Consider the following 12,727-nt stretch of genomic DNA (forward strand, 5'->3'; position numbering starts at 1 on the left):
GCTACAGGGTGTGTGTGTTTACCGGTCGAGTTCTGCCAACGCCCTGGACACCCCGGCCCCATAGAACGGATCTGCCTTGGTGCAGTGCGCAATATGCCGTTGCTGCACCTCCTGTGAAACGCCACTGAGCGAACGCGCAGTGTTTTCAAACAGTGCCTGTTTCTGCGCGTCGGACATCAGGCGGAACAGATTGCCCGGCTGCTCGAAGTGGTCTTCATCCAGGCGATGATCCCAATGCCCGGCAGCGCCGGAAATCTTCAGCGGCGGTTCACGAAAGTCCGGTTGGTCGGCCCAGGCGCCCTCGCTGTTGGGCACGTACGCCAGTTGTTCGGCGTAGTTGCCGTCCACGCGCATGGCGCCGTCGCGGTGGAAGCTGTGCACCGGGCAACGGGCCGCGTTGACCGGGATCTGGTGGTGATTGATCCCCAGGCGATAACGCGCGGCATCGCCGTAGGCAAACAGGCGCGCCTGCAGCATGCGGTCCGGTGAGAAGCCGATACCGGGCACCACATTCGACGGCGAGAACGCGGCTTGCTCGACTTCGGCGAAGACATTTTGCGGGTTACGGTTCAGTTCGAAGTAACCCACTTCGATCAACGGGTAATCCTCGTGCGGCCAGACCTTGGTCAGGTCGAACGGATTCACCGGGTGGTCATGGGCCTGGTCTTCGGTCATGACCTGGATGTAAAAGGTCCAGCGTGGAAAGTCGCCCGCTTCGATGCTGTCGAACAGATCCCGATGGTGACTTTCCCGGTCGCGGCCAATGAGGTGTTGTGCTTGTTCATCACTGAGGTTCTCAACGCCTTGCTGGCTCTTGAAGGTGAACTTGACCCAGTACCGCTCATTGTTGGCGTTGATCAGGCTGAAGGTGTGGCTGCCGAAACCGTGCATGTGCCGGTAGCTGCGCGGAATGCCGCGCTGGCTCATGACAATGGTCACCTGGTGCAAGGCCTCGGGCAATGACGTCCAGAAATCCCAGTTGCTTTGCGCATTGCGCATGCCGGTGCGCGGGTCGCGTTTGACAGCGTGGTTGAGGTCGGGGAAGCGCAATGGATCGCGGAAAAAAAATACCGGGGTGTTGTTGCCCACCAGGTCCCAGTTGCCTTGTTCGGTATAAAACTTCAAGGCGAAACCACGGATGTCGCGCTCGGCATCGGCAGCGCCGCGTTCACCGGCAACGGTGGAGAAACGGGTGAAGATCGGCGTTTGCTTGCCCACCTGCGAAAACAGCCGGGCCTTGGTGTAGCGCGTCACATCGTGGGTGACGGTAAAAGTGCCGTAGGCGCCGGAGCCTTTGGCATGCATGCGCCGCTCAGGAATCACCTCGCGATCGAAGTGGGCAAGTTTTTCCAGCAGCCAGACATCCTGTAACAACGCGGGGCCACGGGGGCCGGCAGTCTGGATGTTGAAGTTGTCGACGACCGGTGCGCCGTTGATCGAAGTCAGTTTATTCCTGGGCATGGCACGGTTCTCCAAGTTGGGACTTTAGTTGAGTGGCAAGAGTGAACGGCTTAACTAACCGAAAGCTGAAAAAGAAAACGTTATTTGTTATGGCGGCGTCTTGCAGTTCACTCGGGAACCCGGCGCTTCAAGGCCCGTTCAATACACGCCAGCAGCGCATGGGTGCAGTAGGGCTTGGGGAAATAGCCTTCGGGTTTATGCACGCTGGCACTGAATTGCGGCGGCAGGCCGGGCTTTCCTGTAATGAACAGCGTAGGGATGTGGATGTTTCTGCGCGCCAGCGTTTCGTACATTTCCACCCCGCACATGCCGGGCATCTGAATATCCGAAATCAGGCAGTCTGTCTGCGCAGGTCCGCTGGATTCAAGAAAGGCACAGGCACTGTTGTAGGTGATTGCCCTGTAACCGTAAGAACGCAACAAACTGTCCAGTGAGACAAGAATAAGTTCGTCATCATCAACAACCGAAATAATAGCTGAGTTGAACATGTAGAAACCTTGCGTTGTTGCGGGTGGCGCTAAGTGGCGCCCGCCATACTTGCAAGATACGCGCTGCAGAAAAGTGCAATAGTATACTTGGGTATGTTGGGTTGTTATTTCGCGTTAGTTGCGATGGGTTATCAATATCATTGAGCGGTTTGCCTCACCCTGGTTGTTCATGGGGCAGGTTGTCCTCGATCACCGACAGAAAACGCGCGTTGTGCCGTGCGCATGCTTCGAAAAAGCGTTTGCTGGCGTTGTCCTTGTTGGCGATGGCGCGTTCAAGGCAATCATGCAGCAAGGCATCGACGGCCCGCAGTCGCAGCTTGCCCTGGCAAATACCAGTCAGGCAGTCGGCAAAACACTGCGGCTCGCGGGTGTCGTTCAGGCTGTAGAGCGCCGCGGTTTCGATGTGGCCGCCCAGGTCGGTGATGGCACTGGCGAGGAAATCGGCATAGTCGGCATTGGCGCGCACCAGGCGGCGGAACAGCTGTTGCACTGGCAGGAAGCTGACATTGCGCAGTTGCTGCTGGCCCCGCTTGAGTTGCGCGAGCATGCCCAGGGTGGTGCCCAGCGTCTGCGTCAATGCATCGATGACCTCCACGCGCTCGGCGGAGGACAGCGAGGTATGCGCGCCATAACGACTGATGCGCAGCGGATGACTGACGATGTACAGCTTTTGCAATGCGTTCATGGCAACCGTCCCCAGGTCTGCGCATCGGCGCGATGAGTTGATTCATTCGAGGTGACCAGCCTAAATCGACGGGTGCGCGATAACACTCCTACCTCAAGACAGCGCGCTAGCACATCGGGTCAGGCCCGTCATACCTGGGTATGAGCGGTGGGGTACTGCGAGCGCAGCAGCGGGCTCCATTGTTCCTGGTTGTCCGGGCGTCGGTAGTACACCACCATGCGCCGGGCGACCTGCATCGCCACATCACGACCGTGATCGGCCTCGACCAGCGCCAGGGCCAGATCAATGCCTGCGCTGACACCGGCAGAGGTCCATATCGTCCCTTGCTGGACGAAAATCGCTTCGCGGTCGAGCTCGACCTGCGGGAACAGGCGCTCGAACAGGTCGGCCATCACCCAATGAGTCGCCACACGCAAGCCATCGAGCAAGCCGGCCCGGGCCAGAAAAAACGATCCGCTGCACACCGACGTGGTGCGCCTGGCCGAGCTGGAAGCGGCGCGCAACCAGTCCACCAGCGGGGCGCTCTCGACCATGGCCTGGCGGATGTGCGGGGAGCCGGGAACGATCAGCGTATCCATCGGGCTACCGGCCAACTCACTCAGGCTCCGGGTCTGCACCTCAAGGCCTTCGCCTGTGCGGATGGACCCGCCCTCCAGACTGGCCGTGTGCAAGGCATAACCTTGCAAACCGCGTTCGGCCAGGCTGCGGGTCGCCGCCCAGAACACGGTCTGGGCACCGGTCAGGTCCAGCAAGCCCATTTGCGGATAGGCCACGAAGATGATGCTGCGAGGTTGTGCCGTTCCAAGGTTGTCGCTCATTTCATTGATGGGCACTGCTTGTCTCCAGGTCGCCGAATCGTGGCGTCAGAGGTGGATGAGGTTATTCATCGTGTACGGGGGGTGTCAGCGCAATCGCAAACAGCATCTGCGTGCCGACCCCTACGGTGCTGCTGACCCAGATTCGGCCGCCATGAAATTCAATGATCGAGCGGCAGATCGAGAGGCCCATTCCCAGGCCGGTGGGTTTGGTCGTAAAGAACGGATCGAACAACGAGGGCAGAACGTCTTCGGCAATGCCGGTGCCGGAGTCGGCGATTTCGAGCACGGCCTCGTTGTCCTGTACCGAGGTGTGAATCCGTAGCGTTCGCGCGCGGTCATGCACGTTGGCCATGGCCTGGCAGGCATTGATGATCAGGTTGATGATGACTTGCTGCAGCTGGATCCGGTCGCCTTTTATGTGCGCGCCAGGTGCGCCCAGTTGCAGGTGTGGGCGAACCTGATGGTTGCCGATGTCATGTTGCATGAGCGTCAGTGAGTCGCGGACGATCTCGTCGAATGCTTCGGCCTTGCGTTGCACCTCGCTCTGGCGCGACAGCGCCCTGATACAGGCGATCACATCGGCAACCCTGGACGAGTTTTGTATGATCCGGTCCAGCGAACGGCGGGCTTCTTCGAGGTTCGGCTCAGGGCGATTGATCCAGCGTTTGCACGATTCCCCGCTGGTGATCACCGCCGCCAGGGGTTGATTGATTTCATGGGCAATGGAGGCGGCCAGTTCACCCATGGAGGTCACCCGGGTGACATGCGCGAGTTTGGCCTGGGAGTGAAACAGTGCTTCTTCGGCTTGCCTGGACGCGGTCACGTCCATCAATGCGCCGACGTACTCAATGCGTCCGCCGTGGTTGAACAGCGGGTTGGCGAGCATCTGCACGTGCTTGATCCGCCCATCGGGCATGACCAGTCGATGTTCCACTTCGATCAGGTTTTCCCGGCGTGCGGCCTGCTCCAGGACACTGTCGATAATCGACAGGTCATCGGGATGAGTGCGCGCCCGAACCATGCCAAGCGTCGGCGTAACGTCCAGCGGGTATTCGAAAATGCGTGAAGACTCGTCCGACCACGACACGATCACCTGGTCATCGATGATCAAGCCGACACTGCCGGTATGGCTGAGTTTTTGCGCACCCAGGAAGAACGCTTCCTTGCGGCGCAACGTGTCGGTGGCGCGCTTGCTGCGCAGCGCCAGCAGGGTGATGGTGGTCAGCGCGATCAGGCAACGCACGAAGCCGGCGATGAGCCGGTGATCACGATAGCCTTCATCGATAATGAAACTGGCGGTCAGGATGGCCACGCAACTGAAGGCGACGGCGAGGAAGACCGGCACGGAGAAGATGTTCGCCGACATGAACACCAGCGTGATGTACAGCAGCGTCGGTGCGACATCCAGGTCGAGCAACGAGTTGGTAATGAAGATCATGCTGCCGACCGCAATGGCGGCCAGCCAGGCGACCGGGTCTGAAAAAAAAAGTCTCTTGCAACGTTTGATGATAGACATTTGTTCTTCCGGATTTTTGCTATCGAACGGCAACTCGCAAGGCATCGCTGATGCCGGGCAAACTCTTTGAGGGGTTGGTGCTTGATCGGACTGAAGAAAAAACGCCCGCCAGAAAAACCAGTGGCGGGCGCTTGGGAAAGGCCCCGGTCCAGCAAGGAGTGGGCTGGTCGGGATACAGGAAAAACTTCATATCACCCGGGCGGTGCCAGGGGAGTGACGGCCGTGGTTGCCACGGCCGCATCGATCGTCTTCAGGCCACTGGAATCAACGGGTCGGCTGCCGCCAGCGCCGCGGCGCGATCAGCCGCCGGTGGATAGATCCACATCGTGTTGATCTGTGTCTTGAGCTCCTTGGCTTCCTGCTTGACCAGTTTTACCTGGCGATCCCAGCCCTCGGTGAACACCGCGCCCCAGGCGCCCAGGTCCAGGCAGGTGACGTACTTGGGTTGGCTGTAGGCCATTGGCTCGACCCCCAGGAGTTCGGCGGCGACGTTGTTGCCGGCATAACGCCCCAGGGCGATGGCGTGCTGGCAGGACATGGCCGCGAAGTTGCCCAGGTCATCGGTGGCGGCATAGGCCACGTCGCCGCTGGCGTACACATCGGCGTGACCGCGCACCTTGAGGTGCTGATCGACATGCAGGCGGCCCTGATGATCGCGGGTGCCTTGTACTTGCTCGGTCAGCGAGTTGGCACGAAAACCCACGGTCCAGATCACCGTGTTGGACTCGATGCGCTGGCCATCGGCGAGGGTGACGCCATTGGCATCGACGGCGACAACGGTGGCGTTGAGCACCCACTGGATGCCCAGGTGCTCCGAGGCTTCGACGATCGAGGGGCGAATGCCATCGCCCAGGGCGGCGGCGACTTGCGGGGCACGGTCAACCACGATTACGCGGATGTCGGCGTTTTCACCGAGTACGGCACGCAGGCGCGCCGGCATTTCGGTGGCGGTTTCGATCCCGGTGAAACCACCGCCGGCCACCACCACGGTATTGCGGGCGGCACTGACCGGCTTGTCCTTCAGCGACTTGATGTGAGCTTCCAGACGCGTGGCGGACTCGATTTCATCGACATCGAAGGCGTGCTCGAGCATGCCGTCGACCGGCGGGCGCATCAGCTTGCTGCCGGCGGCCAGTACCAGGCGGTCGTAGCCCAGCGTGCCCTGGATGCCCGCGGCGTTGGTGTAGTTCACCTGTTTGCTGCGCTCATCGATGGACTCGGCCGCACCCTTGACGAATTTCACCCCCACGGCGTCGAACAGTTCGTTCAGCGGTGCCTTCATGGTGTGCACGTTCGGCTCGTAGAAGCGCGGGCGGATGCGCAGCTCGGCCTGGGGAGCCAACACGGTGATCTCGACGTCGTTTCGATCGTGCTTGTCCAGCAGACGGGCAGCGCTCAACGCGCTCCAGACCCCACCGAACCCTGCACCAATAATCAAGATTTGCTGTTTCATTGTTTAGCTCCTGAAGAACAATCGAGGGCATGAAAAAGTTGTTGCCGTATAACCGCTGTGGCTGATCGTTTGCGATGTCGTTAAACAATGCGAAACAGTCGGCATCGGCTGGATCTGGAACAGATGTTATTCGAGGGGTTTGAAACTGGCACTGCTACATAGGGTCAGCGCGAGTATGACTAGGTATTAACCGGCTATACCAAAGTGTTAGTTGCTTGAATAAACAGATTTCAGTGGCTTCGATCGAGCACCGTTTCGATGCAGGCGAGCAACTTTTCGCTGGAGAAGGGTTTGGGAAAAAAGGCGATGGGTTTCATGGCGTGGCTGCCCGGCTGGCGCTGTGCACAGGGGTTGCCGGTAATGAAGATCACCGGAATATGCATGCCCCTGGTTGCCAGTTCCTCATACATGCTGATCCCGTCCATTTCCGGCATTTGTATATCGGAAATCAGGCAGGTGGTAATAAGCGGACCCTCTGAAATGAGAAACTCATGGGCCCCCGAATAAGTTCGCACGGTATATCCACTGGATCGCAATAAACTGTCCAGGGCCATTCGAACCGATTCATCGTTATCGACTACGGCAATCATTGCCTCTTTGTGCATAGCGGTGTCCTGCCTGGTAGCGCAGAGCACTTAGAGGCACCGCGCCATTATTGCAAGATACGCCGTCCTGAAAGGGTGCACAGTATACGTGGGTATAGTCAGCGGTTAGCGGGCTGGCACGAGATCGCCTCGGCCATGCGCACCAGATCGGCGAAGGAACGCGCGCCCATCTTGCGCATGGCCTGGCCGCGGTGGATCTTCACGGTGATTTCGCTCAGGCCGATTTCCCCGGCTATCTGCTTGTTCATCAAGCCCGAGGCCGCCAGCGCCATCACCGTCTGTTCCCGGGCGGTCAACGTCTGGTGGCGCGCAAGCAGTTGTTCGGCATGTCGCGAGGACTCGCGACGCTGTTTGTCGCGGCCATGGGCGGCGCACACCGCATCGATCAGGTCCTGTTCGCGAAAGGGCTTGGTGAGGAAGTCCACCGCGCCGGCTTTCATTGCCCGTACCGTCATGGCGATGTCACCGTACCCGGTGATGAACACGATGGGTACGTTGATGCCGGCGGCGGCCAGTTCGTTCTGAAAGTCCAGGCCACTGCTGCCTTGCAACCGCACATCCAGCACCAGGCAACTGACCGTGTCCGGGCGCGGGTACTTCATGAAGTCGGCGACCGAGCCGAACAACTCGACCCGCAGGCCGATGGAGCGCAGCAGGCTGCCGAGGGATTCGCGCAGCGGCGCATCGTCGTCGACGATGAACACCAGGGACTCGTTGTGGTTGATCTTGTTGAGCGGGTGTTGTTCGTTCATGGCGGGTTCCCAAGGGTTGGACGTGCAGCCGCCCGGCGCTGTGCTCCTGGCGCGGGGCGCAACTTTTAATGCAGGTCGGGCTGGCGGCACTCATACCTGTGTATCAAATGGCCGCGGCGTACCCCGCATCGTTGGCGACCCGTATCGGCAGGGCAAACAGAAACGAACTGCCCTGGCCTGGTGTGCTGGTGGCCCAGATCCGGCCCTCGTGGAAATCGATGATCGAGCGGCAGATGGCAAGCCCCATGCCCAGGCCGTTTTCCCGGGTGGTGAAGAACGGCGTGAACAGTTGCGGCAGGACCTCGGCGGCAATGCCCGGCCCCTGGTCGGCCACTTCCAGCACGGCCTCGTTGTCCTTGACCCAGGTGCGAATCGACAAGGCCCGTTGCGCGCTGTTGATCGCGTCCATGGCCTGGCAGGCGTTGAGGATCAGGTTGATGATGACTTGCTGCAGTTGCACGCGATCGGCACTGACCTGGCCGCCGAACGCACTCAGCTCGATGTTCGGATTGATCTTGTGATGCGCCAGTTCATGGCGGACCAGGCTCAAGGTCTCGCTGACAATGTCGTTGAGCGATTCGTTCTGGCGCAGCGGCTCGCTCTTGCGCGACAGGGCCCGAACGCGGCGGGTGATCTCACTGGCTCGATGGGCGCTGGCGATGATCCGCTGCAGTGCCTGGCGAGCTTCGAGCAGATCGGGCTGCGGGCGGCTCAGCCAGTTGCGGCAGGCTTCGCCGCTGCTGGTGATCGCCGCCAGCGGTTGATTGACTTCATGGGCGATGGACGCGGCCAGTTCACCCAGGGAGGTCACGCGGGTGACATGGGCCAACTGGGTCTGGGCGCGGCACAGCGCTTCTTCGGCCTGTTTGCTGGCGGTCACGTCCATCAGCGCGCCCAGGTATTCAAAACATCCGTGTCGGGTGAAGAGCGGGGTGGCGAACAGGTGCAAATGCTTGATGCGCCCGTCGGGCATCAGCAGGCGGTGCCTGACCTCGATCAGGGTCGCATGGCGCGCCGCCTTTTCGAAACCGGCCAGCACCAGGGGCAGGTCATCGGGGTGGGTGCGCTCCAGGTACAAGGACGCAGAGGAGGGCATGCCCGCCGGGTATTCGAGCATGCGTGCCACCTGCTCCGACCAGCCCATGCGTGCGAGGTCTGCGCGAAAGCCGAAGCAACCGGTCTGGGTCAGGCGCTGGGCACCGGTCATGTAGACTTCCTTGTGGCGCAGGCTGTCGCAGACCCGCTTGCTGCGCAACGCCAGAAAGATGATCGCCGCCAGCACCGTCAGGCTGCGCAGCAAATCCATGGTCGACTCCCAGCGGTGAAAGCCACCCTGATACAGGCACATCGACGTCAGCACCAGCATGCAGAACAGCGCGACCACGATCACCGCGCTGATCGACAACAGGTTGATCGCCATCAGCAGCAACGCGATGTACAGCGTGGTCGTGGCGAAGTCGGTCCGGGTTTCGCAATTGAGCAGGATTCCGCAGGCCACGATCAGGCCCATCAACCACACCAGCGCGTTTTCCACTGGCTTGAGGCTGAAACCGAACAAGAGGCGAGAGATCCTTTGACCTGAGTTGAACAGCATTTTGCTGCAGGTTCCTTTTTGGTTGTCGATCATGCGCGCCTCGTTTTTGTTCGGGCTGGGGCGGAAAATCGGTTCAGTAATCCTAGAAGCACGGGGTCGCCTCCCGTTAGGACAAAAAACCCGAAAAAGCTGCCATGGCATCGAATCGCCGACTGCTCGAATGTGCGCATAAGTCATTAATCAAATTAAGGTTTTCCAGTGGGGGCTATACCGAAGTATCAAGTCGGTTATCTAACGCATGATCGCGCTGTCCCCTGGTACGACAGACGTTTTTCATTCGCTGCCATACCCTGTTCATACCCTTCCCGAACTCAATGGCCGCGTGCCGGGTAGTGAACCTCATGAACAGAAATGACCTGCGTCGTGCCGACATCAACCTGCTGGTGGTTTTCGAGACGATGATGCATGAGCGAAATGTCAGCCGCGTCGGCGAAAAGCTGTTCCTCGGGCAACCCACCATCAGCGGTGCCCTGGGCCGCTTGCGGGCACTGTTCGATGACCCGCTGTTCATTCGTTGCGGGCGGATGATGGAACCGACCGCACGTGCCGAGGAAATTTTCGCCAACCTGGCGCCGGCGCTGGACGGCATCGCCGCTGCATTGAGCCGTTGCCAGTCGTTTGACCCACGCACCAGCGAGACGACGTTTCATGTCGGCCTGTCGGACGATGTCGAATACGCGCTGCTGCCGCGGCTGCTGCGACAACTGCGAATCGAGGCGCCGAACATCGCCTTGATCGTGCGCCGTGTCGATCAACAGCAGATGGCGCAAAGGTTGGGCAATGGCGACATCTGCGTGGGCATCAGTCACACCCTCGACCTGCCGGCCAATGCCCGGCGCAAAGGCTTGCGGCCGATTCGCCCGATGCTGCTGCGGTCTGACACCCGGCCCGGGCCGTTGGGGCTGGACGCGTTTTGCCGGCGCCCTCATGTGCTGGTGTCGTCGATGGGCAATGCGTCGGATGACACCGACCATGCCCTGAGCCTGCTGGGCCGGCAGCGCAAAGTGGTGCTGACCGTGCCGCAGTTCAGTGCGTTGCCGGGATTGCTGGCGCAAACCGACATGCTGGCCATCGTGCCGGATTACGTGGCCAAGGCGATGGCCTCGGTGGCAGGCATGCGAGTCGAACCGGTACCGCTGCAATTGCCCGTGCCGGAACTGTCCATGGTTTGGCGCGCAGCGGTGCACAATGACCCCGGCCAGCGCTGGTTACGCTCGCGCTGCTGTGCGTTTCTCGGTGAGCCGGTCGAGTTGCAGGTGGTATCCAAGGTTCGACCGGCGCTGCACGACGATCAGGCTTTGCTGGCGGCCAGGTAGGCGCCCAGGCGCCGGCCCATTTCCTCGCCCAGCGCCTGCAGGCCACTGAGGGGGCGGACCATCACTTCGAAATCGACGATTTTTCCCTGTTCATTGAAGCGGATCATATCGATGCCCTTGAGCTGTTTCTCGCCGACCCTGGCGCTGAATTCGAGGACCACATTCAAGCCGTCGGCGCTCGCCAGTTCGCGGTGGTAGGTGAAGTCTTCGAATACGTTGAACACCGTGTTGAGAATCATCGAAACCACTGGCGCGCCTGGATACGGCGTATGTGCCATCGGCGAGCGAAACACCGCGTCCGGGTCCAGCAGCGCAGGCAAGGCCTGCAAATCGCCGGTACGAATCATCGCGTGCCACAGGCTCAAGGATTCTGCGGCTTTGGGGTGCAGTTGCAGTTCAGACATTTTCAACTCCTGTTTTTTTGTTGTTGTGCAAAGCTTGCCTGATGGGAGTCACGGATCAGCCAGTGAACTCATCGTCGAAAATGCTTTCGATGGGCAAGGCAAACGTCCGCGCGATTTGAAACGCCAGCGGCAGGCTTGGATCATAGCGACCATTTTCGATGGCGTTGATGGTCTGTCGCGAGACTCTGTAGGAGCGAGCTTGCTCGCGAAAAACCTGAGAGCACCGCGGGGTGTCAGGCTCCCCGCGTCATCGTCGACCTCCATCGTCGGAACACCCCCCGGAGCCGGCTCGCTCACAGTAGATCGAGTATGGCTGCGAGAATTGAGTTGGTTTCGATCATAGATCCGTAACGCACAATTCCCCGGTGGCGCGGATCAGCGCCTGGCCATGCAGGGCATCCTTGATCAGGCTGGCGCGCTGCTCAGCCAGCCACTGCGGGCATTCCGGGTCGACGCGATAGGGCACGAAATCGGCGTATTGCTGCAACAGGCGGGCTTGCAACTCATCCTGCTTTGCCCGCAGTTGGGTGAGGTCCGGGCGTGGCATGTCGGGCGCCTTGTGCGCCGCTTGCCATTGCGCGATCAGGCCGTATTGCACCAGTTTGTTGGCTTCGATCTGGGCGGCGATCAAATCGGCGGCTTCGTCCGGGTCCACGTTGCTACCGGTTGCCTGCTTCCTGGCGTTATTGATCAGCAGGGTTTCCCGGGCGGTATCCTGGATCGGTTTGCCTGTGTCCCACTTGGTCAGCGCCACCAGATCGGAAACGTTCAGGCGCTCGTTGATGGTGTTCAGCAGTGGCTGCAGCGTTTCGGGTGCCGGGGAGGGCGCAGCGGCGTTGGCGACGCTGGCGAGTAAGCCGAACAGCGAGCAAGTCAGCGCTTGCGGCAAGCGTGGGCGGTGGAACATAAGCAACCTCTTGGTGACGGGATGCGCATCAAGTCTTATGTAACACAGCTGAGACAGATGAACGATAGTTGAACGAACACTTTCGCGATGCCTCGGTCCGAATTCAGTCGCTGGCCAACAGCCGCTCGATCTGCGCCAGCTCCCAGGTGCTGAGCAAACTCACCGGGTCGGTACCGAAACGCGGCCCGCCGTCGAACGCTCGGCCGTCCGGGCTCTGGCAATGCAGGCAGTGGTGCAGGCGGCTGTCGTCGACATCGAGGCTCAAACGCCAGCCCTCGATGTCCACCTGTACCGGACCGGGTCGTTCGTCAAGGCGCTTGAGCGGGCGCAGGCCCAGGGCGGCATCGCGCAGTTGCTGGTAAACCTCTCGGGCTGTCAGGGGTGGCACAGGTGTCTCCGGCGGCACGGGTAGAATCGGGCCCACAGGATAGACGATCACGAACCAGGGGAAGAACCCTGCAACGCCGTGGCTTGATTGCACTGACGAAAAAGCCCGGCTGATCAGGCCGGGCTTTTTGTGGGTGCGGTGAAGCGATGGGGTCAGGCGATGGTGTTGCCTTGCAGACGATCCGAACCGTCGGCGGCGACAGTGTTGCCTTGCAGGCGGTCGGAGCCGTCGGCGGCGACAGTGTTGCCTTGCAGGCGGTCGGAGCCGTCGGCGGCGACAGTGTTGCCTTGCAGACGATCCGAACCGTCGGCGGCGACAGTGTTGCCTTGCAGGCGGTCGG

13 protein-coding genes and 3 pseudogenes are annotated in these 12,727 nt (G+C 60.5%); 2 read left to right on the forward strand and 14 right to left on the reverse strand.

Annotated elements, in window-relative coordinates:
• Positions 1 to 18: 18 nt before the first annotated feature.
• The 5 genes and pseudogenes from SOP95_RS29580 to SOP95_RS29600 form a co-directional block, all read right to left on the reverse strand.
• A complete protein-coding gene (locus SOP95_RS29580; RefSeq protein WP_323609267.1) occupies positions 19 to 1,461 on the reverse strand; it encodes a catalase in 1,443 nt (480 codons plus the stop codon).
• A gap of 107 nt (positions 1,462 to 1,568) precedes the next feature.
• Positions 1,569 to 1,949 carry a response regulator transcription factor gene (locus SOP95_RS29585; protein ID WP_323609268.1) on the reverse strand — a complete coding sequence of 127 codons (381 nt, stop codon included), beginning with the start codon at positions 1,947 to 1,949 and terminating at the stop codon, positions 1,569 to 1,571.
• A 154-nt stretch (positions 1,950 to 2,103) separates the two neighbouring features.
• Complete coding sequence (locus SOP95_RS29590) at positions 2,104 to 2,634, reverse strand: hypothetical protein (protein ID WP_274076599.1); 531 nt, start codon at positions 2,632 to 2,634, stop codon at positions 2,104 to 2,106.
• A gap of 155 nt (positions 2,635 to 2,789) precedes the next feature.
• Positions 2,790 to 3,452 (reverse strand): annotated as a pseudogene (locus SOP95_RS29595) (AraC family transcriptional regulator); the annotation flags it as partial.
• Positions 3,453 to 3,513: 61 nt separating this feature from the next.
• A complete protein-coding gene (locus tag SOP95_RS29600; protein ID WP_323609271.1) occupies positions 3,514 to 4,890 on the reverse strand; it encodes a sensor histidine kinase in 1,377 nt (458 codons plus the stop codon).
• Here SOP95_RS29600 and SOP95_RS29605 point away from each other — a divergent pair.
• Positions 4,880 to 5,038: a hypothetical protein gene (locus tag SOP95_RS29605; RefSeq protein WP_274076602.1), complete on the forward strand. Its 159-nt coding sequence runs from the start codon at positions 4,880 to 4,882 to the stop codon at positions 5,036 to 5,038. The genes SOP95_RS29600 and SOP95_RS29605 overlap by 11 nt on opposite strands.
• A 180-nt stretch (positions 5,039 to 5,218) precedes the next feature.
• On the opposite strand, the gene SOP95_RS29610 is transcribed toward SOP95_RS29605, so the two are convergent.
• The 4 genes from SOP95_RS29610 to SOP95_RS29625 all read right to left on the reverse strand — a co-directional run bounded on the left by SOP95_RS29610 (position 5,219) and on the right by SOP95_RS29625 (position 9,336).
• Positions 5,219 to 6,421, reverse strand: coding sequence for an NAD(P)/FAD-dependent oxidoreductase (locus tag SOP95_RS29610; protein WP_323609272.1), 1,203 nt, complete (start codon positions 6,419 to 6,421; stop codon positions 5,219 to 5,221).
• 230 nt (positions 6,422 to 6,651) lie between these two features.
• Positions 6,652 to 7,026 (reverse strand): response regulator transcription factor, encoded by a 375-nt coding sequence (locus SOP95_RS29615; RefSeq protein WP_274076604.1) that lies wholly within the window; start codon positions 7,024 to 7,026, stop codon positions 6,652 to 6,654.
• Between the two features lie 98 nt (positions 7,027 to 7,124).
• On the reverse strand, positions 7,125 to 7,778 hold the full coding sequence (locus SOP95_RS29620) for a response regulator transcription factor (protein WP_274076605.1): 654 nt from the start codon (positions 7,776 to 7,778) through the stop codon (positions 7,125 to 7,127).
• A gap of 103 nt (positions 7,779 to 7,881) precedes the next feature.
• Complete coding sequence (locus SOP95_RS29625) at positions 7,882 to 9,336, reverse strand: sensor histidine kinase (RefSeq protein WP_323609273.1); 1,455 nt, start codon at positions 9,334 to 9,336, stop codon at positions 7,882 to 7,884.
• A gap of 377 nt (positions 9,337 to 9,713) precedes the next feature.
• Between SOP95_RS29625 and SOP95_RS29630 the strand changes: the two genes are divergently transcribed.
• A complete protein-coding gene (locus SOP95_RS29630; RefSeq protein ID WP_274076607.1) occupies positions 9,714 to 10,688 on the forward strand; it encodes a LysR family transcriptional regulator in 975 nt (324 codons plus the stop codon).
• Here SOP95_RS29630 and SOP95_RS29635 read toward each other — a convergent pair.
• The 5 genes and pseudogenes from SOP95_RS29635 to SOP95_RS29655 all read right to left on the reverse strand — a co-directional run.
• Positions 10,664 to 11,092, reverse strand: coding sequence for a nuclear transport factor 2 family protein (locus SOP95_RS29635; protein WP_274076608.1), 429 nt, complete (start codon positions 11,090 to 11,092; stop codon positions 10,664 to 10,666). The two genes, SOP95_RS29630 and SOP95_RS29635, sit on opposite strands and share 25 nt — an antisense overlap.
• A 55-nt stretch (positions 11,093 to 11,147) precedes the next feature.
• A pseudogene (locus tag SOP95_RS29640) lies at positions 11,148 to 11,282 on the reverse strand (helix-turn-helix transcriptional regulator); the annotation flags it as partial.
• 147 nt (positions 11,283 to 11,429) lie between these two features.
• Complete coding sequence (locus tag SOP95_RS29645) at positions 11,430 to 11,999, reverse strand: chorismate mutase (RefSeq protein WP_323609274.1); 570 nt, start codon at positions 11,997 to 11,999, stop codon at positions 11,430 to 11,432.
• 103 nt (positions 12,000 to 12,102) lie between these two features.
• The gene (locus tag SOP95_RS29650) at positions 12,103 to 12,387 is read right to left on the reverse strand and encodes a DUF7693 family protein (protein ID WP_323609275.1); all 285 of its coding nucleotides are present in this window, start codon (positions 12,385 to 12,387) and stop codon (positions 12,103 to 12,105) included.
• Between the two features lie 152 nt (positions 12,388 to 12,539).
• Positions 12,540 to 12,727: pseudogene (locus tag SOP95_RS29655) on the reverse strand (hypothetical protein); the annotation flags it as partial.

It is taken from the genome of Pseudomonas sp. YuFO8, from assembly GCF_035065025.1.
Taxonomy (GTDB): Bacteria; Pseudomonadota; Gammaproteobacteria; order Pseudomonadales; family Pseudomonadaceae; genus Aquipseudomonas; species Aquipseudomonas putida_AE.

Bases quoted from the DNA above. Each gene is read 5' to 3' on its own strand.
- SOP95_RS29580 (WP_323609267.1), bottom strand. From the start codon at position 1,461: ATGCCCAGGAATAAACTGACTTCGATCAACGGCGCACCGGTCGTCGAC.
- SOP95_RS29585 (WP_323609268.1), bottom strand. From the start codon at position 1,949: ATGTTCAACTCAGCTATTATTTCGGTTGTTGATGATGACGAACTTATT.
- SOP95_RS29590 (WP_274076599.1), bottom strand. From the start codon at position 2,634: ATGAACGCATTGCAAAAGCTGTACATCGTCAGTCATCCGCTGCGCATC.
- SOP95_RS29605 (WP_274076602.1), top strand. From the start codon at position 4,880: ATGAAGATCATGCTGCCGACCGCAATGGCGGCCAGCCAGGCGACCGGG.
- SOP95_RS29600 (WP_323609271.1), bottom strand. From the start codon at position 4,890: ATGATCTTCATTACCAACTCGTTGCTCGACCTGGATGTCGCACCGACG.
- SOP95_RS29610 (WP_323609272.1), bottom strand. From the start codon at position 6,421: ATGAAACAGCAAATCTTGATTATTGGTGCAGGGTTCGGTGGGGTCTGG.
- SOP95_RS29615 (WP_274076604.1), bottom strand. From the start codon at position 7,026: ATGCACAAAGAGGCAATGATTGCCGTAGTCGATAACGATGAATCGGTT.
- SOP95_RS29620 (WP_274076605.1), bottom strand. From the start codon at position 7,778: ATGAACGAACAACACCCGCTCAACAAGATCAACCACAACGAGTCCCTG.
- SOP95_RS29630 (WP_274076607.1), top strand. From the start codon at position 9,714: ATGAACAGAAATGACCTGCGTCGTGCCGACATCAACCTGCTGGTGGTT.
- SOP95_RS29635 (WP_274076608.1), bottom strand. From the start codon at position 11,092: ATGTCTGAACTGCAACTGCACCCCAAAGCCGCAGAATCCTTGAGCCTG.
- SOP95_RS29645 (WP_323609274.1), bottom strand. From the start codon at position 11,999: ATGTTCCACCGCCCACGCTTGCCGCAAGCGCTGACTTGCTCGCTGTTC.